General features: G+C 38.3%; 17 protein-coding genes. 8 read left to right on the top strand and 9 right to left on the bottom strand.

The window, feature by feature from the left end:
* Positions 1 to 5: 5 nt before the first annotated feature.
* Entirely contained in the window at positions 6 to 1244 is a 1239-nt protein-coding gene (locus tag JL001_RS20555) for a DUF5009 domain-containing protein (RefSeq protein ID WP_200979519.1), read from the bottom strand.
* Positions 1245 to 1638: 394 nt separating this feature from the next.
* Here JL001_RS20555 and JL001_RS20560 point away from each other — a divergent pair, with 394 nt between their 5' ends.
* The 6 genes from JL001_RS20560 (at position 1639) to JL001_RS20585 (ending at position 9999) form a co-directional block, all read left to right on the top strand.
* Positions 1639 to 5088, top strand: coding sequence for a response regulator (locus JL001_RS20560; RefSeq protein WP_200979522.1), 3450 nt, complete (start codon positions 1639 to 1641; stop codon positions 5086 to 5088).
* The gene (locus tag JL001_RS20565; RefSeq protein ID WP_236252919.1) at positions 5073 to 5921 is read left to right on the top strand and encodes a protein-glutamate O-methyltransferase CheR; all 849 of its coding nucleotides are present in this window, start codon (positions 5073 to 5075) and stop codon (positions 5919 to 5921) included. Before JL001_RS20560 ends, JL001_RS20565 begins: the two co-directional genes overlap by 16 nt.
* Complete coding sequence (locus tag JL001_RS20570) at positions 5914 to 6531, top strand: chemotaxis protein CheB (protein ID WP_200979524.1); 618 nt, start codon at positions 5914 to 5916, stop codon at positions 6529 to 6531. The genes JL001_RS20565 and JL001_RS20570 overlap by 8 nt, the downstream gene beginning before the upstream one ends.
* 10 nt (positions 6532 to 6541) lie before the next feature.
* Positions 6542 to 8473: a response regulator gene (locus tag JL001_RS20575; protein ID WP_200979526.1), complete on the top strand. Its 1932-nt coding sequence runs from the start codon at positions 6542 to 6544 to the stop codon at positions 8471 to 8473.
* Between the two features lie 212 nt (positions 8474 to 8685).
* On the top strand, positions 8686 to 9168 hold the full coding sequence (locus JL001_RS20580) for a hypothetical protein (RefSeq protein WP_200979528.1): 483 nt from the start codon (positions 8686 to 8688) through the stop codon (positions 9166 to 9168).
* Positions 9169 to 9369: 201 nt separating this feature from the next.
* Positions 9370 to 9999 (top strand): hypothetical protein, encoded by a 630-nt coding sequence (locus tag JL001_RS20585; protein WP_200979530.1) that lies wholly within the window; start codon positions 9370 to 9372, stop codon positions 9997 to 9999.
* 62 nt (positions 10000 to 10061) lie between these two features.
* On the opposite strand, the gene JL001_RS20590 is transcribed toward JL001_RS20585, so the two are convergent.
* The 6 genes from JL001_RS20590 to JL001_RS20615 all read right to left on the bottom strand — a co-directional run bounded on the left by JL001_RS20590 (position 10062) and on the right by JL001_RS20615 (position 17908).
* A complete protein-coding gene (locus JL001_RS20590) occupies positions 10062 to 11585 on the bottom strand; it encodes a sulfatase-like hydrolase/transferase (protein WP_200979531.1) in 1524 nt (507 codons plus the stop codon).
* A gap of 48 nt (positions 11586 to 11633) precedes the next feature.
* Positions 11634 to 13946 carry a GH92 family glycosyl hydrolase gene (locus JL001_RS20595; protein ID WP_200979532.1) on the bottom strand — a complete coding sequence of 771 codons (2313 nt, stop codon included), beginning with the start codon at positions 13944 to 13946 and terminating at the stop codon, positions 11634 to 11636.
* Positions 13947 to 14028: 82 nt separating this feature from the next.
* Positions 14029 to 15627, bottom strand: coding sequence for a sulfatase (locus JL001_RS20600; protein ID WP_236252920.1), 1599 nt, complete (start codon positions 15625 to 15627; stop codon positions 14029 to 14031).
* Positions 15628 to 15814: 187 nt separating this feature from the next.
* On the bottom strand, positions 15815 to 16060 hold the full coding sequence (locus JL001_RS20605; protein ID WP_200979534.1) for a YtxH domain-containing protein: 246 nt from the start codon (positions 16058 to 16060) through the stop codon (positions 15815 to 15817).
* Positions 16061 to 16213: 153 nt separating this feature from the next.
* A complete protein-coding gene (locus JL001_RS20610) occupies positions 16214 to 16672 on the bottom strand; it encodes a hypothetical protein (RefSeq protein ID WP_200979535.1) in 459 nt (152 codons plus the stop codon).
* 246 nt (positions 16673 to 16918) lie between these two features.
* Positions 16919 to 17908, bottom strand: a complete 990-nt coding sequence (locus tag JL001_RS20615) for a 2-hydroxyacid dehydrogenase (RefSeq protein WP_200979537.1) — start codon at positions 17906 to 17908, stop codon at positions 16919 to 16921.
* 520 nt (positions 17909 to 18428) lie between these two features.
* Between JL001_RS20615 and JL001_RS20620 the strand changes: the two genes are divergently transcribed.
* The gene (locus tag JL001_RS20620) at positions 18429 to 21503 is read left to right on the top strand and encodes a TonB-dependent receptor (RefSeq protein WP_200979539.1); all 3075 of its coding nucleotides are present in this window, start codon (positions 18429 to 18431) and stop codon (positions 21501 to 21503) included.
* A 31-nt stretch (positions 21504 to 21534) separates the two neighbouring features.
* Complete coding sequence (locus tag JL001_RS20625) at positions 21535 to 23280, top strand: RagB/SusD family nutrient uptake outer membrane protein (protein WP_200979541.1); 1746 nt, start codon at positions 21535 to 21537, stop codon at positions 23278 to 23280.
* A gap of 75 nt (positions 23281 to 23355) precedes the next feature.
* Here the strand turns inward: JL001_RS20625 and JL001_RS20630 are convergent, their stop codons facing one another.
* Positions 23356 to 25188 (bottom strand): metallophosphoesterase, encoded by a 1833-nt coding sequence (locus JL001_RS20630; RefSeq protein WP_236252921.1) that lies wholly within the window; start codon positions 25186 to 25188, stop codon positions 23356 to 23358.
* Between the two features lie 251 nt (positions 25189 to 25439).
* Entirely contained in the window at positions 25440 to 25844 is a 405-nt protein-coding gene (locus JL001_RS20635; RefSeq protein WP_200979542.1) for a hypothetical protein, read from the bottom strand.
* Positions 25845 to 25920 lie beyond the last annotated feature (76 nt).

The following is a 25920-nucleotide window of genomic DNA, read 5'->3' on the forward strand; positions in this document are numbered from 1 at the left end:
CTAATTTAAATTTTTAATCTTATTCGATACTTCTCCAAAACACCTGTCAGCAGAACTACTAAGAAAGCATAAACCAAGCATTTCAAGATCCCAAAGATTCCACTCCTAAGAAAAATAGGTACGCTGATACCTATCATGGTATAAATGGCGTAATGAATGTAAGGAATCAAATAACAAGTCAAGGTACTTGTTCCAGCGGGCCGTATCCATCGGAACCAATCTTTTTTCTCCTTGATATCCACCAACCAGATCAAAAAGCCAAATACGAGGATACTGATCCCAATACATATGGCTACCCAAGATGGGGAAGCACCTAATTTATGAATACCCCAAATTGGCCTGGTCACTAAACCATAACCTAACATCACAACGGCAGAAGCTGACAGCATTATCCAAAATTGGGAAGCTTTCCCTGTAGAAAACCATTTATGATAATAAATCGAAACTACTATTCCAGCCATCGCAAAAGCCGGCATAGAACCATTACCTACTATCCATATGTATTGTCTAATGGGTGATAAAACATCCAAATAACCTAGTTTCTCCAAGGCATTAAAAGCCATAAAAAACAAAAAGGCCAACACCTGAGCTCCTACTTTTCCGTCTGTTAATAAAAAAATCATCGAGCAAATCAGATATGACCACCCGATCAGCCCTAAAATACCATACCAATGCGTTTGCATTCCTGTAGGTGAATCCAGACTTCCTCCTTCGTATAAAAATGCCAAAATCAATAACATCAAAACCCCGATCGATTGTGGAAAGTATCTCTTCACTCTTGTCCAAGTTCTGGGGTAATCCATCCAAACCAAGAAGAAGGCTATGGTGATAAGTATTTGCCACAAAGGTTTGGAAAGTGGCGCTGAAGAGCTATAGGATTCCAAATTGACATGAAATATCCCCATAACCAAAAGAGCTAAAGACCTCAGCATTATATGAATGGCCAATTGGAGTTTGCTATCTCCCTTATTTAGCCTATTCCTAATGGCATAAGGAATGGATAAGCCCACTATCAAAAGAAAAGCTGGAAATACAATATCTGACATACCCAGCCTATCCTCTTCTGCTAAGGCATGGCCTAGCCATTCAGGATAACCCTCTAAACTCCAAAGGTCATTGACAAAAACCATCAAAAGCATGGTAATAGCCCTGAAAACATCAATTGAGTATAACCTGCCTACAGAAGGTATCTTAGAAGAACTATCGACAGTCTTGTTGGGAGATGTTAAAGTACTGGAAGACATTTGATTAAATTAATATATTATTTAATCAAAACCAATTACAATAAAATTATACAAAAGAAACATTCACTTAGTCAATTAATTATACTACCCAAAATCAAGTTTCTTTGAATTGACTGTCTTGAAAAATCTATCAAATAGAACTCATCACTCTATCAATTTCATCAAAAAAATTATCCGTCACAAAATACAAAGTCTCTACGGAATACGTCAACAAACTACTTTAAAAAGTAAATATTATATTAAATCAAGGGAAATGTTTGGCTTTTATTTCTATCTTTTGAGTGTCAAATGATAGGCTTATTACCCTAAAAAAATCAAAATTTTCTGATTCAGATGATATAAGTCTAGCTTTTAAAATTTTACATATAATAAGGACTACTTTCAACGAGAAGTCATGACTAAATTATCATTTAAAAAATTGCTGATCATAGGCTTTTCTTTGTCTTTGATCATTGTAGCATTTGTAAATTATTCCTCTTACAAAAGTCTAAAATCTTTCGAAGAAAGAATGAGCTGGGTGAGTCATACCTATGATGTACTTATTGCCAGCAAGGAAACATTAATTCAGCTGATCAATGCAGAAACAAGCCAAAATGGATACATTCTGACAGGGAAAAGTCAATATTTAGAACCATATCATATCGCTCAGGATTCAGTTTATGTTTCTTTAAATAATCTTAAAAATCTTATTTCTGACAATCCTACCCAAGTTAGGCGCGTGGCATTGCTTGAGAACATTATTCATGAAAGACTCAAAAATTTAGAAGCCACCCTGGAAGACGACCATTCAATCACTACTGAAACAAAAGTTGAAAAATCACTGATTGGCAAAGGACAAGACCTCACTTCAGAAGTTCGTCAAATAACTGCCGAAATTATAGCAGATGAGAATCGGCTTTTAGACACCAGAGAGACACAGGCAAAAAATAATGCCAGCAGAACAATCATCAGTATTGTGGCTGGATTAGCGGCAGTACTTTTAATCCTATTCCTTATGTTTGGCTACATTATGCGGATTTTCACAGCTCAAGTAAAGGCCGAGGAAAAAATCAAAAAGTCAAACAACGAATTAGAAAAACTCTCCTTCGAAAGAGCAAACCAAAACTGGATTTTAAAAGGAGAAAAACTTTTAAATGAAAGTCTCCAAGGGGATCATTCATTGAACCAACTTTCAGAAAAAGTATTGAGTTTTTTCGCTAGCTACTTGGGAATGAAAATTGGAATCCTTCATACTTTTGATCCAGAAAATAACTTATTAAAAATCTCAGCATCCTATGCAATAACAAATCAAGGATTTATACGGGAGACAAAATTAGGAGAAAGCCTTGTTGGTCAGGCTGCTAAAGAGAAAAAAACAATCCTCATTAATGACCTACCTAAGCACCATTATAAGATAACGTCTTCTTTTGGAGAAAGCACTCCTGATCAATTGCTTTTAAAGCCATTAGTCTACAATAACCAACTAAAGGGAATTTTAGAGCTCGGTTTTTTAGGTGAGATCAATAAAAATCAACGAAAATTAATTGACCTCCTTGAAGAAAACATATCCATTGCGATCCACACCACTCAAGCGCATGATGATATGCGCCAACTTTATGAACAGCTCCAAGCTCAATCAGAAGAATTGGAAAGTCAACAAGAAGAATTGAGACAAACCAATGAGGAACTTGGCCAACAAACCGAAATGCTTCAGGCTTCTGAAGAAGAGCTAAGGGTTCAACAAGAAGAGCTAAGGCAAACCAATTTGGAGTTAGAAGAAAAGGCAAGGTTATTAGAGGCAAGCAACAAACAAATTGAAGAAGCACGTATTTCTATAGTAAATAAGGCAGAAGAGCTCGAGCAAACAAGTAAATATAAATCTGAATTTTTGGCCAATATGAGTCATGAACTCAGAACCCCACTGAATAGCGTATTGATCTTGGCAAAACTTCTTAGTTCAAACAAAAACAACACATTGGATCAAGAAGAAGTTAAATATGCCAATGTCATCCACAAAGCTGGTAGTGATTTGCTTACCCTGATCAACGATATCCTAGATTTGTCTAAAGTGGAATCTGGCCAACTGGACATTTACGAAGAGGATATAGATATATTTGATATTGGGGAAAACATGCAGTACTTATTCAAAGAAATCGCTGCCGATAAAATGGTCAACTTTAAAGTTAACATTGATGATAACTTGCCAAAAACCATTCATTCCGATCGACAAAGACTTGATCAAATCATAAGAAACCTCTTGTCCAATGCTTTTAAATTCACGCCAGCCGAAGGCCAGGTAAGCCTTAATTTTACAGCACAATCCAATCATCACCTGGCCATTTCGGTACAAGATTCGGGCATTGGAATATCCGAGGAAAAGCAACAATTAATCTTTGAAGCCTTTAAACAGGCCGACGGGTCTACCAGCAGAAAATATGGTGGCACTGGATTAGGCCTGTCAATCAGCAGGGAGCTATCAAGATTATTGAAAGGATCCATTAGCCTCAATAGTAAAGAAGGACAAGGCAGTACATTTACCTTGTCAATCCCTTATGAGCTTGGAATGGGAAGCCAGCCTTCAGCAGATTCGACTCCGACAAACGCCTCTTTTGATCCAAAAGTAATTGATAAGGAAAATAAGCCCCAGATTAACTCCAGCCATATCATTCCTGAAAAAGCAGCTGGCAAAAATTTATTGATTGTAGAAGATGATGTAAACTTTGCGGAGATTCTAAAAAACTACTCCAAAGAAAGGGGCTTTGAAACAAAAGTGGTACATGATGGCGAAAGTGCCATCAACTTTATGAACGAAGTTTCTCCAGATGCCGTGCTGTTGGACATAATGCTTCCGGTTATGGATGGATGGGAAGTCCTCAAAAAGATGAAGGCCAATGCAAAGCTCAAGGATATCCCTGTTCACATCATGTCAGCCACAGACAAAAACCACAAACAGTTATTAGAAAGTGGAGCAACGGAATTTATCCATAAACCAGTTGACCAAAGTGTACTAGAGAGGGTCTTCAAGCAAATTCAAAACGCAGGAAAAAAAGAGTTAAAACATATATTAATTATTGAGGATCAAAAAATCCAAAGCGATATTTTAAAAGAGCAACTTCAAAAAGAGGGATTTGAAGTAGAGCAAGCTTTTGATGGTAGAGAAGCTCTAGACTCCTCATTAACAAAAACTTTTGACTGTATCATTTTAGACCTAAACCTTCCTGATTTTAAAGGGGAAGAAATCCTAGACAAAATTAAGTCTGGATCCTTGAATAACTTGACTCCAGTTATCATTAATACTGCTATGACCGTACCTGAAGAACTTCAAAATAAGATCAGGCAGTACAGCAATGCCACGGTAATCAAAACGCCAAAATCCAATGAAAGAATCTTGGATGAGGTAAAGCTGTTTATGCATAAAATCAACAAACCTGACACTCCTACTCCGTCAAATGGCAAAACCAAAACAACTTCCAATGCTTCAGAAAAATCTTTTGAAGGGAAGAAGGTTTTGCTTGTGGATGACGATATGAGAAATATATTCGCCCTTTCCAGTTCACTTCAACAATACGGGCTAAATGTAGAAATTGCTGGAAACGGGATTGAAGCTATAAATAGGCTTAATGAAACAGAGGATTTTGACTTGGTTTTGATGGATATCATGATGCCAGAAATGGATGGATATGAAGCCATGAGAGAGATTAGGAAAGGTGGTCAATACAAAGATATCCCCATTGTCGCACTTACCGCCAAAGCGATGAAAAATGATCGAGAAAAATGTATTGAAGCAGGTGCAAGTGATTATATCTCCAAACCTGTTGATTTAGAAAAATTACTTTCACTAATCCGTGTATGGATAAGCAATTGACAAAAATGACTGATTCAGCCTATTCTATATCTTTTGAAGAGTTGAAAGAAATACAAAAGTTAATTGAGAAAGTTCACGGATATGACTTTCATGATTATGCAGAAGCATCTTTGAAAAGAAGAGTTACTCATATCATGAGTAAATTTAAGCTCAACACTTTTGACCTTAAACACCGTTTGGTCAATGATACTCATTTCTTTGCTTTGTTCCTCAATCAAGTCACGGTCAACGTCACCGAAATGTTTAGAGACCCTGGCTTCTACAGATCAGTTAGGGAAAACGTCATACCTTATTTGGCTTCATACCCTCACATAAAAATATGGAATGCCGGATGCTCCAGTGGTGAAGAAACCTACTCCTTTGCTATAACGCTTAAGGAAGAGGGTATTCTTGAAAAAAGCTTCCTCTATGGAACAGATATCAATTCAGAAGTCTTGGATAAGGCCAAAGAAGGCATTTATGAACTCAAAAAAATAAAAGAGTATTCTACCAATTACCTCAATTCTGGAGGTAAAAGCTCCCTTTCAGATTATTATCACTCCATTTATGATGCTGGAATATTTCAATCCGAATTAAGGAAAAAGACTTTATTCTCCATCCATAACCTGGCTTCTGATAGTAGTTTTAACGAATTTCAGCTGGTGGTTTGCAGAAATGTCCTGATCTATTTTAATGAACACCTTAGAAACAGAGTACTCGAATTACTTTCGGAAAGTCTATGCCATTTAGGCTTTCTTTGTTTGGGGTCAAAAGAGACTTTAAGAAACCCAAAACTATTGGAGCAGTACAAAGTAATTGATAAAAAAGAAAACATCTATCAGAAAATTGTGTAGGACAGGTAACATACCGGATTCAGCTCTTCAATCCATAGAACTGGTAGTTATCGGCGGATCTGCCGGTAGTATGGTGGTATTGATGGAGTTGATGAAATCGGTATCCTTCTTTCCTCTCCCGATCGTCTTTGTAATTCACAGAGCAAAGACGAGTTCCTTTGGAACATTAGCTGGGATATTCCAAAAGGTCAATCAGGATATAAAAGTCAAAGAAGCAGAGGAAAAAGAAACTTTAAACCCCAAAACAATTTATCTGGCTCCGGCAGATTATCACCTATTAATTGAAAGAGACTTTAGCTTATCATTGGATATATCTGAAAAGGTATGGCATAGTAGACCTTCTATAGATGTACTATTTCAATCGGCAGCTGATGCCGGAGGAAAAGGTACGCTTGGAATCTTGCTTTCTGGTGCCAACGCAGATGGTGTAAAAGGCTTACAGGAAATCAAGAAAAATGGAGGGTTAACCATCATACAAGACCCAGATACCGCAGAATATCCAACAATGCCATTTGAAGCACTCAAAGCAAAGGTAGCAGACTATAAATTAGCTCCCATTAAGTTGGAGCAAACTTTCGAAAAACTAAAAAAAGTAAAATCGCATTTTTAAATAAGAATAAATGAATAATCTTAATCTTCTATTAGTAGATGACAAAGAAGAAAATCTCATTGCACTCGAGGCGCTTATTAGAAGGGATGACTTTAATATTTTTAGCACTACTAATCCAAATCAAGCACTTAAAATCGCATGGGAAAATGATATTTCGATCGCCCTTTTGGATGTACAGATGCCTGAAATGGATGGTTTTGAACTTGCAGAAATCTTAAAGAGTAATTTAAAAACCAAACAAATCCTAATCATATTTGTCACCGCCATTTCGAAAGAAGCCAAATATGCAATCAAAGGATTCAATACTGGGGCGATTGACTATCTTTTCAAACCTCTGGACCCCTATATTACCACAGCCAAAGTGGATGCTTTCGCTCAGTTAGCTCGAGCTCAAAGGGAGCTTATTAATAAAAATAATGAGTTGGAAAAGTATGCACTTGAAGTAAAAAATTCCGCAGATATTATCTGCCGGGTCAATCCCAAAACCTTACAAATCAATGCTGTTAATCCTGCCATTACAAAAATACTGCAATATCACCCAGACAGTGTTCAAGGTAAATCTTTGATAGATCTTACAGAAGATGGAAAAGCATCTATCACTAAATATGAATTAAGTCAAATGGTGAGCGAAAATAAAACCTATTGCGTTTTTCAAGACAGGTTCAAAAATCCAGATGGTGACATTCTCTGGTTAGAGTGTAGAGCAAGTAAGAAGAATGAGCTACTGTTGCTAAACATGAGTGATGTAACCATTCAAAAAAACTATACCAATGAACTTATCCGATCAAGGGATGTGGCTGAGGAGACAAAAAAGATGAAAGAAGGTTTTTTGGCTAGTATGAGTCATGAAATCCGTACTCCTATCAGTGGAGTTATTGCATTGACAAATACCCTAAAAAACACAGCTCTTTCCCAGGAACAAGCGAAAACATTAGACTTAATTTCAATTTCTTCTCAATCTTTATTGGGAATTGTTAACGATATTCTTGATCTTTCCAAAATAGAGGCAGGTAAATTTTCAATTGTTAGGACTGAGATCGACTTACCTAATTTAGTTAAATCCGTTTGTGATTTACTGCACCATAAAGCCGACGAAAAAAACCTTGAGCTGAGTTATGAAATTGCAGAGAATGTTGCATCGCACATTTTCGCAGATGGATTAAGGCTCAACCAAATACTCATGAATCTATTGGGTAATGCTTTGAAATTTACAGAAAAAGGTTTTGTCAAACTCATGGTCAAATCAATTGCTACCGAAGATGATGAAACCACACTTTCATTCATTGTAGAAGATTCAGGTATTGGCATGTCTCCGGGACAATTAGAACATGTCTTTGAAGAGTTTTCCCAAGCGGATTCCAATATTACCCATCGCTATGGTGGAACGGGACTGGGGCTTTCAATCACCAAAAAATTGGCCCAATTAAAGGGAGGAACCCTAAATGTATCTAGCGCTTTGGGAAAAGGCTCCCAATTTACTTTCACCAACAAGTATAAAATCATTAGGAAAAAAGAATTGAAAAAAGACAATCAACAAGATTCTATTATACAGCCTTTCAAGGAGTCAATTAATGTTCTAATGGCTGAAGATAATATGATCAACCAGTTTGCGGCCAAGCATATCATGCAAAAATGGAATATACATTTGGAAATTGCTGAAACTGGTTCTGAAGCTATCGAAAAGTATCATAAAGGTAATTTTGATATTATCTTAATGGATATGTACATGCCCGAAATGAACGGCTTCGAGGCGACCAAAATTATCAGAGAGGAGATGAAGAAATCGTCCAATAGAATTCCAATCATTGGTTTATCAGCTGTAGCAATGGAAGAGGACATCCAAAAGGCTAGAGAATCAGGAGTGGATGACATTATGGGAAAACCATTTGAACCTAAAGAGCTTAATGAAATGATAAGAAAATACCTAAATGGATCTAAATAATTCTTAATTCTCTATTCAATATACTTCCAGGAATTACATAGAAACACCATTTATCTCACAAATTCCTGAACTAGGTTTCTACTTGTAACTCCTAAACTCAGTTTTACTTTTTAGACATATCAAATTGCTCTCCTTTCTTAAATGTTAATTATCCATTATTTAATTAAATTGATAATTAACATTTAAACTTTAGTTTTTGAAACAAAGACTTGATGGAAAAAGAACATGAAAAACCAAGTTTTAAAAAATGGCTTGATAACCTTCAACAAGAAAGCTGGCAATTAGAACTAATCATTTCCGGCTTTTTAATTTATGCCCTTTTTAGTGCTTACGGTCCTGTCACGGAGTGGAAAAATCTGTCCATTGCCCAAGAAAACATTTACAGTATTTTTCTATCCATATTCGTCTCCATCTCTGTTTTTATATTGATGCTCAACTTATGTATCCACCTGACGTTAAGAGGGCTTTGGATTGGTTCTATTGGTATGAGATATGTTTCAGGAGATATTGATTATGATAAATTGGACTACCAATCTAAATTCAGATCATTTCTGGAGAGTAAACTAGGATCATTCGATCGTTTTATTGCCAGTTTAGAGAAATACAGTAGTATAATATTTGCCATTACATTTTTAATGGTGTTCTTCCTCTTGTCATTTTTTCTACTGTTAAGTGTCTGGCTACTAATAGATTAATTGATCAACCTGTTACCAGATGGGTTTGTAAAAAGTATCATATATCCAGTTTTCAATATTTTATTTGGTTTTGGCTGCTTGCTGACTTTCATAGATTTTATCAGCTTTGGTTTTTTAAAGAGAAATACACTATTCCATCGATTCTATTTCCCGGTTTATAGGGTTTTCAGCTACCTCTCCTTGTCAATAATATATAGACAAATGATCTATAATTTAATTGATAACAAGTTTGGTAGACGAGTAGTAAGAAGTATTCTCCCCACCTATTTCATACTGCTATTGATGTCCAGTTTTTCCTATCGTTATTCTACTATTCTTCCATATAACCTCATTGAATCTGAAAAAAACTATGCTTCAAATATGGTCGCTTCACCTTCCAAATACCTGGATGCGTTGAATCCCAAAACTTTTGTGGCCAAAGCAGCTGTTCAATCCAAAGCTATCGAGTCTAACTATCTCCAACTGTTTATACCCTTTCACCCTGAAATAGAAGCCAACATCCTAAAAAATTGTCCAAACCTTAAATACAATAAGACTAGAAAAGGGCTGTTTTTAAGGTTTCTATCCAACCAAAATGAGGTTTTGGATTTAGAGAAAGTAAATTTAAACACTTATCTGGATTGTTTAAAAAAGCAATATAAAGTGTTTATTGATGATCAAGAGATTGAAGCAAGTTTTGTTCTTTCAACAATAAACAACAGACAAATAGGATTCGAATCTTTTTTAGATATTAAACAAATTGGAGAAGGATCCCATAGTTTATTGATCAAAACCAATCAAAAACCAAGTCAGGTCTATTCTGAAATTCCCTTTTGGTATTTTCCTTCCTAATACCATTAAACAAAAAATCGCAACTCTCTAGTTTAGACAGTTGCGATCAATTATATACCATTCTATAGCGATTGATAGATGTCAGTAAGGTCTAAATCGTCTCCCATTTCATTTTGCAATTTCAGCAAGTCCTCGAATAAACCTTTGACCCTATTTGCTTGCTCTGGATTCTCTGCCAAATCATTCATTTCCAAAGGATCATTTTCCAAGTCAAACAACAATACCTTATTGATTTTTGGGTAAACCAAAAGCTTATATCCATCCTTACGGATCATTCTTTGATAGTTTACATATGCACCATATATACCTTGCTCATAAGCACCTTCCTGCGTTTCATTCTTGGCCAAGGATAAAAAGCTGTTGAACTCCACATAGTCAGGTTTTTCCACCCCAGCCAACTCCAAGGAAGTGGCCATTACATCTTGCAAGTAGATATCATTATCCACTTTATTTCCTGCAGGCAAATCCGGCCCCATGGCCATGAAAGGCACACGAATACTGTGATCAAACAAGCTTTGCTTCCCAATCAATCCATGATGTCCCACCGCTAAACCATGATCTCCTGTAAAAAAGATATAAGTGTTTTCCAATTCTCCAGATGCTTCCAAGGCATCTAATATTTTTCCTATTTGCTCGTCCAAATGGGTAATAATGGCGTAGTATTCCTTTCTATGCGTTTTTATTGCCAATTCAGTTCTGGGAAAAGGTGCCAAAGCCTCATCCCTTAATCCCATTGAATTTCCAATATCATCCTTATAAGGATACTCAGGCAACCAATTTTCGGGAAGAGGTATATCCTCCAGAGGATATTTGTCCAAAAATGACTGTGGCGCCTGCCTTGGGTCATGGGGAGCATTAAAGGCGATATACATAAAAAAGGGATTCTCTTTCTTTTGAGCATCATCCAAAAATGCCAAAGCATCATCCTTGACCACCTCACTCCAATGTTTTCCACCTTCCCAATAACCACCATTATTGGGGTCTGAGGATGACCATGAAGTATCATTTTCACTCAAAGGCCTATAGTAACCTTCTGGCCTCAAATCAGAAATATCCTCCCCATTTCTCAGCGCTTCCCTTATACCAGGAACACTCTTTCCTAACTCTCCTCGAAAATCATTGGGCATTCCTGGACGAATATGTTTGGCTACTTGAAAAACAGTCTCTGCTGGTGCTTCTACATGCCATTTACCAGTCATATAAGTCGAATAGCCTGCTTTTTCCATTAACTTCCCCCAGGTCTGCTGCAGTGATAGTGAATCCCCAGCTGTCCACTTTTTGGATACATCTTGGGCTCTCCAAACATGCCGACCGGAAATCATCATCGCACGGGATGCTACGCAAATGGCACCGTTCCAGCCTCCCATATTGTAAGCATGGGTAAAAGTAGTTCCTCCATTTACCAGTCGGTCTAAGTTTGGAGTTGCTATCACCTCATTTCCCAAAGCATGGATGGCTTCGAAAGTATAGTCATCAGCAAACAGAAACAAAATATTAGGCTTTTTCACTTGTTTCTCCTTTGGCTGCTGACAACTCCAAACGAACAGCACAAGCACTAGAATTAATAGACTTTTTAAGCGTATCATATCATTCACTTTTTTAAACTTCTTATCTTAGGCAGAACCTTCTGGAACTCAATTTATCCCCCACTCTTTATTGGGTTGAGCACTTAATTTAATTTCAAGTTCCCCTCCTTTTGCAAATACTTCATGAGGAAAATGATAGCTGTTCCATTCCTCACCATTGAGCTTTGAAGACTGGATATAGACATCTTCATCCCAGTCATTTGCTACAGTAATAATCTCAAACTTGTCCCCTGGGTAGTAATCATTATTCAGGTCAATGGAAATCTTATTGAAAATTGGACTGGTAATTTCATACTCAGACCCAACTGCTGCCCCACCATCTACTTGGAAAACCCCCATCGCCATCAAGACTCCCAGCGCTCCCATTTGACCTTGATCCTCGTCTCCATTATACCCACCATATGGGCTGGTATCTCCAAAAGTAGTTTCTTTAACTTCCCTCACCCAATACTGACTTAACCAAGGTTTTCCGGCATGGTTGAACAAATGAGCCATTTGACAGGAAGGCTGGTTTTCATAATCCACCCAGCTCTCGGCATGTTTTCCATGATCAGTGATAAAATTGTTTCCTCTTGCCTTTTCAAAATAGCCATTGAGCATTTCTGTATATGCTTCATTTCCACCAAACAATTCAATCAAGCCCTGCATGTCATGAGGGACAAAATGGGAGTAAATCGCTGAATTACTCTCACAAAAGCCAAGTGTATTAAAACCTTCTCCTATCAAGGTAAAATTGGGAATCCAATTCCCCTCTATATCTTTAGGATGAATGGCTTTGGATGCTGGATTCCAAAGGTTGCGGTAATTTTGGGACCTTTGCATAAGCATTTTATAATCTTCCTGCTTGCCCAGCACCTTGGACAACTGAGCCAAACACCAATCTTGATAAGCATATTCCAAAGTCATAGAAGCTCCATCTTTGTGGCCACCGTTTCCTTCTACTCCCTCTGGCACATATCCTCTGCTTTCATAATATTTCATTCCTCCACCCGTTGGATTCAAATCATGTTCATATCCTGCACGATCCCTGATTCCAGCCACAAAGGCATTTTTCATCAAACCTTCATAGGCCTTGTCAATGTCATATCCACGAATCCCTTTATTATAGGCAGTAGCAAAAAAAGATGTAGCTGGATCACCTATCATCACATAAGTATAATTCCCTCCGGATGGACCTCTAGGGATCAATCCACCGTCATTATACATATTTACCATACTGCTGCAAAAACCATCTATGATTTCTGGGTAGGCCATTGACCATAAAACATTCAGGGTCCACTGGCTGCCCCATAATGCATCAAAGTTATACTGCGGAAAAACAGGTTTACCTTGGTTATCCAAAGGTACTTTTCTGATTCTAGGGCTCTCTCCTGTCATATCACAGTAATCCCCATTAACATCACTCACTACCCTTCTGCCCAACAATGCATGCCAAAGATCAGTGTAGAACTTAACCTTTTCTTCTTTTTTGCCTCCTTCGACCTTAATTCTGGAAAGCTTGTCTTCCCATTCTTGTTCTGAATCACTTATCACTTGGTCAAAGTCCCAATGTGGTAATTCTTCCTCCATATTTTTCCATGCGTTTTCCAAGCTGGTATAGGAAATAGCCACTTTCATTTTTACTGGCTTCCCTTCAATATTTAGCTTTACATACGCCCCATTATTCTTTCCGTTTACAGTTTCATTGGCATCTAAAAGCTTACCATCTTCCCATCCACCAAACTCTTCAATGGAATGATCCAATTCTGCAGCAAAATAAACGTAAGTGGACTTGGGTCTTCTCCTAGTTCCACCCATCAAGGAAAATCCTTCTATTTTATCCTCTCCTATCTTCCTGACCATAGAAGAATCCACCTTACCATGGGCCAAAAATTCTCCAGTATGAAAACTTATATAAGCTTCTTGGTCTGCTGGAAAGGTATATTTATGAAAACCAACGCGTTGTGTAGAGGTCAATTCTGCCTTGATGCCATAGCGGTCCAGGTTAATTTGGTGGTATCCTGGTTTTGCAATTTCTGTGGCATGGTCAAAGGATGATTTGGTCGCCTCCATCCCCTTAAATCCTTCAAACTCACCAGAGGTGGGCATTACTGGAATCCCTGCCATTTGCCAAGCATGAATATGACTGAAGCACCTCACCTCTGTGCTGTCATACAAATAGCCACTATTCCAGCTTCCTTTTGTCCAGGTATCAGGACTTAAGTTGACCATTCCAAAAGGCCTACTTGCGGAGGAAAAGAAAAACCAACGGCTTTTGTGGGTATCTACAAATGGGTTGACATAAGCGGTGTATTTCTCCTCAACTTGATTACAACCGCTAATTAATGCAATCAATAAAAAAAAGAGGTGGTATTTTTTCATGGGGTGATTATGGTTATTTGGGCAAATAAGTGGTGAAGGGCGAAGAAGATATCCATCACTCCTCACCCATTCAGCTTATTTATTAATCTTTGGTCACTTTGCTTCCCCACCAATCTGGGTTGGGTTGCCAGCCAGGAGTCAGCACTTTGACACGATCATTTTCGAGCTTTTCCAACTGAGCTGTCTTGGCACGATTCAGTACTTTCTCCTCTTCTTTAGCATCATACTCAGGGTCTGCATAGGGATAACGGACATTATTTTTCTCCAGATACTTATTCAGTTTTTTCATTAGTTGGGCAGTCACCTTCGGTTCCTTGGTTGAAAGGTCTACTTTCTCTTCAGGATCAGTTTCCAAATTATAGAGTTCCTTCCCATCATTTTCGTAATAATGAATCAGCTTCCATTTTCCATCACGAATGATAGAGCTCGGATCCCCTCCTTGATTCCCATAATGAGGATAATGCCAGTACAAAGCCCGATCCTTTTCTTCTTTGCCTTCCATAACGGCAACTAAACTCTTTCCTTCTATTGGAGACTTTGTTTCTTTTCCAGCGCCAACCAGATCCATGATGGTAGGCAAAAAGTCAATTCCACTGGCCGGATAGTCTATGTCTCCCTGAGCACCGCCAGGAACCTTTATGAAATAAGGAACCCTCAAGCCTCCTTCCCACTGATACCCTTTTCCTCCTCTGAGCGGCAAATTAGAAGTAGAAAAGTTATCTCCTGAAGCCACTCCACCATGATCAGAAGTAAATATCACAACAGTATTGTCAGCTAATCCCTGCTCTTGCAATGCGTCCATAACCAAACCAACAGCTTCATCCATGGTTTCTACCAAACCACCATAGACCGGGTTATCTTGAGTGGTGCGGATAGGTAACCTTCTTTCCATCTCATAGCCATGATCAGCCAATCCTGCTGACTCGGCCTTGTTTCTATATTTCTGCCATTTTTCTTCTGTGGTCTGAATAGGCCCATGAACGGCATAAAAGCATAGCATCGCAAAAAATGGCTTACTATGTGCTCCTTCAATATAGTTCACTGTTTCCTTGGCCAGTCTTAAACTTAGATTTTCCCCATTGGGTCCTTGCTCCAAATTAGGATTTACATAGGGGGCAAAGTAGCCTCCTTTAGGGCTACCAGACTCCCATCCACCAACATTGATATCAAAACCATGATCCTCAGGATAGGATCCTTCCGAGCCCAAGTGCCACTTTCCCGCAAAAAAAGTTTCATAGCCTTGAGTTTTTAAGGCCTCAGGAATAGTAAGCAATTCAGTTGATAAATCATGTGGATATTCGGGAGGCAAGAGCTGGGTATGCCTTCCATAACTTCTCCATTTTTCTCCTTCTGGAGCTCCGATCCAATCTGTAATACCGTGGACTGCAGGTGTAACCCCGGTCATAATACTTGCCCGAGAAGGGCTGCAAACCCTAGAAGCAGCATATCCTTGCGTAAACCTGTAGGATGATCTTCCAAGCTGGTCCACATTGGGTGTTTCATAATACTCACTTCCTGTAATGCCAAGATCATGATATCCAAGATCATCGACCAAAATAAAAACTACATTAGGCTGAGCTGTTTTTTGAGCTTGAGCATTCAGTGATATACTGATCAAAAATGAACAGCAAGCGGACAAAAGCACCTTACTAAAAGCAGGTTTGCAATTAACAAATTTCAATTTTTCTAATTTTAGGTTTAAAGCCCTTAAAATAATCAGATTGTTTAGATTCATACCTACCACTCACCATAGAAATTCGACTGAGGCAAATTATTTATTCGAATTCATCAAAAAAATGTGTAAAAAAATCCCTTTCAAAAAATTTTGAAAGGGATTTAAGTATTGTCTTAATTTAAGAACAAAGCATTTAAGCTTCCTTCGAAACTAAAGCTTCCTTTTGTGTCTTTATCTTTTTTGCAATTTCATTGATGGAACCTTTCAGTTCTTCAAACTTCTTATCAATTGTCCCATTCAATGAATGAGCAAGGTCCTCACCTTGTTTCTGCATTTTTTTCCTTGTTTTGCCTCCTTCATCAGGGGCAAACATTACTCCAAGTGCTACTCCGGCTGCCAATCCGGCAACAACGCCTAACAATACTTTTCCTTCACCCATAATTTTACAATTTTAGTGGTTTTAAATAATTAAAATATACTCTACTATTAACAGCACCGCTCAAAAAACTTATGATCAAACGAATGCATGATGAAATAAAAACAACAACCATGCTAAAAACCAACATTACACTTTTTAATGTTAATTTTATGCTCAATCGTCCTCACTGATAGACTGGAATTGGTTTAGTCCGTCTTCAACAAGTTTAAAAATCCTCTTTTTGAGGTTTCTAAAATCTTTGGCAAACACACAAAGTAACTCCTCCAACTCTTCTTGATGAGAAACTACCTTTCTATCTGCTCCAGTTGTATTTTCACGCATATAATGACTTATGGCACTCATTTGCCTATCCACTTTAAAGTCAATTTCCTCTCTCCTTCTATCCAAAATTGAAAGTCTATTTTCAATTCTTCGGACATAATTCATGTCAATATCCTCAATAAAACGATGAAAGTATTTCCCAAGTAAGTCTCTCAAAAAGCGCAATTCATCTTGATAAAAAGCCAAATCAGATCTCCAATGTTCATCTAAAGCATAAAAATTCATATACAGATCACCATTCAGGTTTTCTGAATAATTCTTTATTATTCCTTTTTTAATATGCTCAACCATAATTTCAAGCTTTGCTTATTAACTCCCAAAATATCAACTAACCTCTTTTTGATAGAGAGGTATTGCAATGCTTACTCATTGCATCCATATCCTTAACCTTAAAAATGAGGATTTGAAAAAAAATCACACTTTATAAAAAAGCACCAAATTGATACTTTTTTATGACTTGTATTAATTTAACTAAATGGAGCCCTTTTGACAACAAAAACCAAAAATTAATGCAATAGAGGGCCAAAACTTTACCAATTATGATTTCAATTCATTCGGACTAGCCTTGTTTTTGTCCCAACAGTCCAAGTTAAATGCGGTTACTTCTGCTATTTTACCCAATGCCTCTCGGGTCAAAAAAGCCTGATGACTGGTGATCAAAACGTTGTGAAAAGTCAAAAGACGCGCAATGACATCATCCAACAAAATGTCTTCGGAATGATCTTCAAAAAACAAATCCTCTTCTTCTTCATAAACATCCATTCCGAAAGCTCCTACTTGCCCACTCTTCAGTGCCCCTATCACCTCCTTGGTATTGACCAAAGCGCCACGACTGGTATTGATCAACATCACTCCTTTTTTCATCTTTTCAATACTTGATTTTCCTATTATGTATTTTGATTCAGGAGTTAATGGTAAGTGCAAGGTTATTATGTCTGATTGCCGACAAAGGGTATCAAAATCCACATACTCCACACCAGTGGCCGAAATTACTTCTTCATTGACGTAGGGATCAAATGCCAATAGCTTACAGCCAAATCCATGAAGAATTTTGGTTACCTTACTACCTATCTTTCCTGTACCAGCAATTCCAACCGTTTTTCCCTCCATATCAAAACCGACCAACCCATCCAATGAAAAGTTCAAATCCCGAACCCTGTTGTGAGCCCTAACGAGCTTTCTGTTCAATGCCAAAATCAATGCCACCGTATGCTCCGCTATAGCTGCAGGAGAATATTCAGGCACCCTAGCAACTTTAATTCCTAGTCGATCGGCAGTTTTAAGATCGACATGATTGAATCCAGCGGACCTGAGTGCAATGTACTTGATGTCCATTTCATGAAGCTTCTCCAACACTGGTGCTGACGCATCATCACTGACAAAAAGAGACACCGCGTCACTCCCTCTCGCAATACCCACCGTATCTAAGTTTAGTCTTGTTTCCAACAGCTTTAGCTTATGATTTGGAATCGCTTCCTTCAGGTAGCTATGTTCAAATTTATGGGCACTAAAAAAGGTTACTTTCATATTGTATCATTTTCGATGAAAACAAATTATAAAATTAAAAGCGGCGAAGTATTAAAACAGCATTTTTATAATTATAACTGTAATTAAAAATAGTCTATTTGACTTACTCTTCAAAGGCTTAAGAATCGAATCATAGCTTTTTCAACCATCATATGTGAAGCCAATATTAACGTCTACAAGCTGTAAGTCATTAATAACGAGTATCGCATTTTAACCTAATAAGTCGTGACTTGTTTCTGAAACACCTTTACAACACCCTTTCTTTCACATTGCCTTAAATGCTGGATAATAAACATCACTTAACTGAAGTATAGTAAATTCTTCCTTATAGTTAATCGATTTAGTTTTATTATATAATAGTTAATATACAGCCTTTATTATTAATAAAACCCTAAAAAACCCTTAACAAGTTTGCGTGATTTAAAATTTACTTTTGGGTCGAAAATAAAAAGAGCCTGCTCCAACAGGCTCTCTAAAATCAAGTATTGATAATTTCTCAGTTACCCAACACTTAAATTTTATGCTTTCAAATTTACGAATTTCTAAAACCATTTATGCTTCTGCGTGTGTGGTTGTATGGGCAGGATTCAGTTCTTCTCCATACCATTCGGTTGCAAAAGGTATTGAAAATGGAATCGTTGTAAAAGCGAACCATTCATTATCAGTGCAACAGTTAATCTCTGGCACAATCACGGATGAACAAGGAGCGCCCCTACCAGGAGCCACTATCCGTGTAAAAGGAACTTCACTTGGCACAGTAACAGACCTTGATGGCAATTTTTCCATTGAGGTAGCAGAAGGAGGTGTACTTCAAATTTCATATGTTGGATATGTTTCGCAAGAGATTGCTGTCAATGGCCAGTCCACCATCTCAATCCAGTTGGAACCAGATGCAACCCAATTGGATGAAATGGTTGTTATTGGTTATGGGACCCAAAAGAGATCTGACGTTACGGGAGCCATTGGTTCTGTAAAGGCTGGTGAATTCAATAAAGGAGTTATCTCCAACCCTGTTGATCTCTTGCAAGGTAAAATGGCTGGGGTCAACATTTCCTCTACCAGTGGTGAACCAGGAGCTGCACAAAATGTGATCATTAGAGGTATAGGTAGTTTGCGATCAGGAACACAACCCCTTTATGTCATCGATGGTTTCTTATTGGACAATTCCGACACGGGAATTGCTTCCAACCCACTCAACTTTTTAAATCCTAACGATATTGAGAGCATTGATGTGCTAAAAGATGCCAGTGCAACAGCTCTTTATGGTTCCAGGGCGTCAAACGGTGTGGTCGTAATAACTACCAAAAAGGGAAAATCGGGAGCTACCCAAATGAATTTTTCTGCTTCCACAGCTTGGTCTTCCATGGCCAAGAAAATTGATGTTTTTGGTGCGGACGAATTCCGTAACCAAGTGGTTGCAGCAGGTGGAGCATTGGAAGATTTTGGAGGAAATACAGATTGGCAGGATGAATTGACCCAAGTAGGTTTCTCAAAAGACTTTAACTTCTCAATGAGTGGTTCAAATACAGAGAAGTTCTCCTATTTTGCTTCCTTGGGTTACCAAGATCAAGAGGGCATCTTGAAGAATAGTGAATTAGAAAGATATTCTGGTAAGTTAAACATGAATCAAAAAGCCTTTAATGGCAGATTGATTGTTGATTACAACCTTACAGCTTCCCACACAGAAAACCTTCGTCCAAGCATTGGTTCTACCATTAGCGATATGCTCAGCCTAAACCCTACCATTCCTGCATTGACAAATGGAGAGCCTACTTTACTTAACACCAACGCTTTGAATCCATTGAAGCGATATGAACTGTATAGTGACGATGCAGCTAACAACCGTATTTTGGCAACGGTATCTCCTTCTTTTGAGATTTTGGATGGATTAACCTATAAATTGAACTTAGGAGTAGATTATTCCAGTACCAATAGGTACCAGCAGTACAGACCTTACACTGAAGTCATCAATGAATCCAATATTTCAGATGGCACCTTGGATGTAGGAATCAGCGAAAACACGAACAAGTTGGTTGAGAATACGCTAACCTATAATTGGCATAATTACCAACACAATCTGTCTGTATTGGCAGGACACTCCTACCAGACCTTTTTGGATCAATACAGATTAACTTCTGCTCGAGGATTTGCGGACAACAATATTGAACCTAGGTATCAGGACCATAACAGTACCAGTGAGTACCCAACTACAGTAAGTTCCTCTGCGGTTAAAAATGAGTTACAGTCTTTCTTTGGAAGAGTAAACTACATCTATAACGATAAATATTTATTCACAGGAACTTTACGAGCCGATGGTTCCTCCAAGTTTGGTGAAAACAATAAATATGGCTACTTCCCTTCTTTTGCCTTAGGCTGGAATGTAACCAAGGAAGATTTCATGAACAACTCCGTTTTCAATAATTTAAAAGTTCGTGCAAGTTGGGGACAGACAGGTAACCAAGAAATACCTTCTAAAATCACCAAGGCCAGTTATGCTGAAGACAGGCTATCAACTGGAGCAGGCAGTCTCAACACCTACCCAATTGATACTGACGGGAACTCACTGGACAATTACCCTTATGGAATCGTTTTCACCAGATTGGCAAATCCTGACTTACAATGGGAAGTTTCTACTCAAGTGGATTTTGGGATTGATTTCGCATTCTTTAACTCCAGATTGACCGGTACTTTGGATTACTTCAACAAAGTGTCTTCCAACATCTTATTGGAAGTAGTTCCTGCAGATCCTGTTCAGCCTACTTCAACTTATTGGGACAATATCCCAGATATGAAAATCCACAACAGCGGTATTGAATTGGCCTTGGATTATTCCAGTAAAGAGCAACGTGAATTTTCCTATACTATCGGGGGTAACATTACACTCATTAATAATGAGGTAAAAGACTCTCCTTATTCGGTATTGACCACAGGTGCTGCCCAAGGTGCTGGACAAACTGGCGCAACCATAAACGGCTATATCAACGGTCACCCAATCGGAGCATTTTATATGCTTGAGTTTGATGGAATTGGTGAAGATGGCTTAAATAAGTTTAAGGACATCAATGGAGATGGAGAAGTATTGGACAACGATAGAAGTGTAGTAGGAAGTGCAATTCCTAAAGCCATCTATGGAGCACACATGAACTTCAACTACAAGTCTTTTGACTTAGGATTGAATTTTAATGGTTCTGCAGGAAGCAAGATCTACAACCATACAACCATGTCTCTTTTCACAAAAGCACAATTAGCCAGGTCAAATAATGCCACAGACTTCGCAGTGCAATATCCTGAAGAGTCATTCAACAATTCCAACACCGTATCAACACGATTCTTGGAGAGCGGTTCTTATTTCAGACTGAATAATGCAACCCTGGGTTATAACTTGAATTCAGAGGAAATTGGCTTAGGTGATGCCTTCCAAAATATCCGCTTATCTGTAACCGGTCAAAACCTATTCGTGATAACTGACTATTCCGGATTTGACCCAGAGGTCAATACAGGATCTACTTCAGGTGGTATCCAGACTTTTGGAATCGATCGATTCACTTATCCAAGAGCAAGGACATTTTCTGTCAATTTGAATTTGACCTTCTAAAGAAATTTCATGATTGATAAATCATATTAAAATGAAAAATAAAAAATTTAATACCCTACTGCCCATTGTCGCGTTTTTGTTCACATTTCTAAGTTGCACGACATTGGATGAAGAAGTTCTTGATGAGTCCTTGACAGGGACTGGCCAGGCGGAAGTTGTCAGTGGTTCAATAGCTCCAGTATATGGCCTACTTCGTCAAGTATGGATGCACACCGTTAATTTTGGACTTCAGGAAGTTGCTTCAGATGAAGGGATTCTTCCTTACAGAGGTGGAACGGATTGGTTTGATGGAGGTAAATTCATCGCTGTCCATCAGCACTTGATGACACCTACAAACGGTTTGGTTGGAGATGCTTGGACCTACATTACCCTTACCCTTTCAAGAGCGGTACTGGCAGAAGAAAGGTTGCAAATTGAAGTAGAAAGTGGTAACTCATCTGCACAGGACGCCCTTTATGAGATGGTAGCCATGAAGGCTTATTTGAATATGTTGGCACTTGATAACTGGGGGCTGGTTTTTAGGAAAGACAATTCTGATGAAATTTCTGAAATTCTAAGAGGCCAAGACGCCATTGAATACCTGGAAGAGGAGCTGTTGTCAGTAGTAAATGTGATCAACGGCGACAAAGGTCCAGGTAGAATGAACAAGCATGCTGTCAATGCTTTGCTGGCTCGTCTATATTTAAATGCTGCGGTTTACAGAGATCCTTATGGCACGCCAGACTTTAGGTCTGAAGATATGGACAAAGTAATACAATATACGAGTAGTATCATTGATGGACCTTACTCATTGTCTCCAGAATATTTTGAATTGTTCAATGACGATAATGATACGAATCAAGAGATCATCTTTTCATTGGATCAAAGAGGAGTACTTCAAACTGAGCACAGCCGATGGGCCTATTGGTCAATCTCCGGTGACCAGATTCCAAGACCGGAATTTCCTAGTACAAGGGGAACCGATGCAGTAGCAGCTACTCCTGACTTCTTTCAGACTTGGGTAGATGCTTATGGAGATGTGGATCCTGCTGATGCAGATGCTCGTTTCTTCCAAGAAAATACCATGATTCCAGAAGACCTTAAAGACCTTACTGGTGTTACCCCAAACAATGATGCTGACCATTATTATTGTGTTGAGGCCACGGAGTTTGAAATTAACAGGGGAATTCTTCGTGACGTGATCTGGGGGCCTAGGAAAGACGAAAGTGGCAATATCATGACTTGCGGTGACGGTACAGTAAGAATCTATCCCATTATCAATAGAAGAAGTAGTGGTGCAGACATCCGTTATGTAGACCATACCTTGAAGGTAGACTTTACGAATGAAGGGAGTTTGCATAATGCGGGTTACCGATTCTCTAAATACCAGTTTAGCCATACTGCTACTAATTGCTGTAGCAACAGTAGTGTGGATTTGGTATTGATCCGATTGGGCGAAATTTATTTGATGCGCGCAGAAGCTAAGTTAAGAAAAGGTGACAATGCTGGAGCTTTGGCAGATATCAATACTTTAAGAACCTCAAGAAATGCACGCCCAGCGCAAACTCCTGCTGCTTTGGAGGCCATTGATCTTGATATCCTGTTCCGCGAAAGTGGATTTGAATTGTACTGGGAAGGCTTTAGAAGAAACTATCAAATTCGTTTTGGTAAATATGAAGATAGCTGGACCGAAAAAACCGATGCAGATGTGCACAAAAGATTGTTCCCTATTCCTCAAAAAGCAATGGACGGAGCATCTAGTGAAGCAGGCTTCCTTGTACAAAACCAAGGCTACTAAAACCTATCAACCTTTTGAAATAAATAAAGCCGATGAGAAATCTCATCGGCTTTTGTTTGTTTGACACTTTCTCTATTAGTTGTTTATTTTTTGAATCTCCTTGCCCTTTAAATCTATTGAAAAATGATCAGAAGGCAGCGAATGCAAAAGCTTGTCGAAAATCACAAAAAACTGAATAAGTTGGGCATTCATGCTTTGCCCATTTGTAGCATCTTTTGATATCACCAATGGAATCAATTCCTCATAATAGCTAAGCCTCTCCAAAGCAATCAGCTCTTTCCCTAGCTCATCTCCGTTTTTCAACAAGTAAAAATCATCGATAATGGATTGGGTGGGAATTTGGTCGATCACTTCAGCTTTGAACTTTTCTGCTTTCTCAAAAAGGAAAGCTTCCCCCCTGCTTTCGTTCATTTCACTCCATCCTTTGAAATCGGAATGAGTCAGGTTCTGCAATAGCACTGCTAAGTTTTCAGGCCAATCAGAAGGGATAAACCTTGACCTTGTTAGTCCGATTAAATGATTTCGGGTATAATCCAGATAGTCCTGTGAGGAGAGAATAGTACTGTCCCATATTCTGGGATCTTGATTTTGGGATAACCAATCATACTCCATTCTGTAAAGGTCAAAGAACTCCGTCATGTTTTCAACTTCTTTTAGCTGAATTGTCTCGATTTCAAATGAAGAAGTATTTAAAGTCTTTAAAGTTTTGTAAGCCGGGGGAAATGCCGCTAAAGAAGGGACTTGAATATTGAACAAAACATGACTCTCAGTCGAATCATTGTAAATCCCCGTATCATTGATGTGCATATGCCCCGCAAAGTGGAGCCGGATGCCAGCTTTCGCGTATAACTTGGTCGTTTCCAATGTAGGAACCCTTGCGAGCTGAAATTTTTGCTCACCAAAAAGTGATTTCATATCGTCTGAAGCCCCGTCATGAAATTCCATTAAAGGGTAATGGCTAAAGGATATCAAAGTTTTCCCTCTTTTTTCGGCTTCTGTAGCCACTTTTTTTATCCATTCCAATTGATGCTTTTTGTGAATAACTGCCTGATTGAAGCCAACAGAAGAACCTTTCCATTCATTTTTAGAATGTGTATAGACATTTCCATCCAAAGCCAGTAACCAAATACCTTCCACCGGCTCAACGACATAACTTGCATCAGGAAGCGTCTGGCCCGAATCATCTATGGGATAAACTCGATTTTCAAGACCTGAACTCTCTTTAGCTTTTTTGAAATCGTAGTTATCTACCTCCAATTCCTGAAATGGATGGGCCCAAAAAAGGTCTTTCTCATTCGGGAAAAAACCAAAATCACGCAATGTCCCAGTGATGTCCGAGTACCCCCAATAATTAATTTGCTCGGTGAGAGCAGTTTGTCTTGAACCAAATAAACCTTCAGCTCCAGCAATGGCTTGTTCTGCCCCCTCTTTACCAAGAAAGTCTCTTTTTCCCCCTACTCCTCCAAAAGGCTTGACAGGATCATGATTACCGGTGGTCAGAAAAAAACGCATTCCAGCATCCTCTGCATATTGGTCCAAGATTTTCTTTAAAGCCATCACATTCATGGGCTGTCCATCATCGGTGAAGTCACCGGGCAAAACTACCAGTTGGATTTCTCTTTTTTTAAGGTCTTCTAGTGCACTGATAAAAGCAAAATAGTTTTCATTGAACAAACGAGTGGAATTCAATTGACTCTGCATCGTCCGGATGGTAGCAAATTTTCCAGTCTTAGGATTGAGCACTCCGTTGAATTCTTCTGAATTTAAATCTGCATATACATCCTGGAGATGTATATCCGATAAAAAAGCTATTTCATTCCTTGTAGTCTGTGCCAACAATGTCATATTGGTACTCACAAGTTGCATCGCTGCTCCAAGGATAGTTGTTAATAGGTAGTTCTTATTCAAATCAAAATAAGGTTTTAAACTGTTGACCAGCTAGGTTTAGACTTTTGATACATCGGATAATTTTGGTTTGCTAATTAGCACAAAATGGAGACAAAGCATTCTAAATCAAACCAAGAAATTCACCAGTTTAAATTAACTTTTCAAGCAGTTCTTTCAAAAACTTACAGCTAATAAAAATGGCCAGTTGCCCGGCCTCTTTTTTGATCAATTTAAATACATCTTACTTGATTAAATGAAGTTAACTCAGGTTCCTACTGGTGAAGAGTAAAAACATGACAGCTGCATACTTGTGGCTTGTTTAACAATTGATGAATAGCCAAATGAATGGTTTTAAAAGTAAAAGGCTTATTGAGCACCGCACTATTAGGAATAGCAAAACTACTATCACAAATTCCTTTGGCAGGTTCCTTGGATGCTAAAAACAATATTGGACAAGAAAATTTCTCTCTCAATTTACGCAGTTCGTCATAGCCAATGTCCCTGTCTTTGAGATATGACCCTATGATAATAATTGAAGGTCGAATGTCTTTATTTATAATCTCGTCAAAATTGAGACCGGACCCAATATCAGAAACCTTGAAATTCCCATAATTCAAGATCTCCCTGATATTATCAGCCAAATCAAAATCCTTCTCAAGAATTATAACTTTTAACATAAAATTAGGGTTGGTGTTGATACGATTCTTTAAGTCTAAGGCTTTGTTAGAGTCAAGGAATTGTTTGGATTCCTTC

Origin of the sequence: Echinicola sp. 20G, assembly GCF_015533855.1 — a bacterium.
Classification (GTDB): domain Bacteria; phylum Bacteroidota; class Bacteroidia; order Cytophagales; family Cyclobacteriaceae; genus Echinicola.

Bases quoted from the DNA above. Each gene is read 5' to 3' on its own strand.
- JL001_RS20580 (WP_200979528.1), top strand. From the start codon at position 8,686: ATGGAAAAAGAACATGAAAAACCAAGTTTTAAAAAATGGCTTGATAAC.
- JL001_RS20610 (WP_200979535.1), bottom strand. From the start codon at position 16,672: ATGGTTGAGCATATTAAAAAAGGAATAATAAAGAATTATTCAGAAAAC.
- JL001_RS20625 (WP_200979541.1), top strand. From the start codon at position 21,535: ATGAAAAATAAAAAATTTAATACCCTACTGCCCATTGTCGCGTTTTTG.
- JL001_RS20560 (WP_200979522.1), top strand. From the start codon at position 1,639: ATGACTAAATTATCATTTAAAAAATTGCTGATCATAGGCTTTTCTTTG.
- JL001_RS20565 (WP_236252919.1), top strand. From the start codon at position 5,073: ATGGATAAGCAATTGACAAAAATGACTGATTCAGCCTATTCTATATCT.
- JL001_RS20595 (WP_200979532.1), bottom strand. From the start codon at position 13,946: ATGAAAAAATACCACCTCTTTTTTTTATTGATTGCATTAATTAGCGGT.
- JL001_RS20555 (WP_200979519.1), bottom strand. From the start codon at position 1,244: ATGTCTTCCAGTACTTTAACATCTCCCAACAAGACTGTCGATAGTTCT.
- JL001_RS20635 (WP_200979542.1), bottom strand. From the start codon at position 25,844: ATGTTAAAAGTTATAATTCTTGAGAAGGATTTTGATTTGGCTGATAAT.
- JL001_RS20575 (WP_200979526.1), top strand. From the start codon at position 6,542: ATGAATAATCTTAATCTTCTATTAGTAGATGACAAAGAAGAAAATCTC.
- JL001_RS20615 (WP_200979537.1), bottom strand. From the start codon at position 17,908: ATGAAAGTAACCTTTTTTAGTGCCCATAAATTTGAACATAGCTACCTG.
- JL001_RS20605 (WP_200979534.1), bottom strand. From the start codon at position 16,060: ATGGGTGAAGGAAAAGTATTGTTAGGCGTTGTTGCCGGATTGGCAGCC.
- JL001_RS20590 (WP_200979531.1), bottom strand. From the start codon at position 11,585: ATGATACGCTTAAAAAGTCTATTAATTCTAGTGCTTGTGCTGTTCGTT.
- JL001_RS20620 (WP_200979539.1), top strand. From the start codon at position 18,429: ATGCTTTCAAATTTACGAATTTCTAAAACCATTTATGCTTCTGCGTGT.
- JL001_RS20585 (WP_200979530.1), top strand. From the start codon at position 9,370: ATGATCTATAATTTAATTGATAACAAGTTTGGTAGACGAGTAGTAAGA.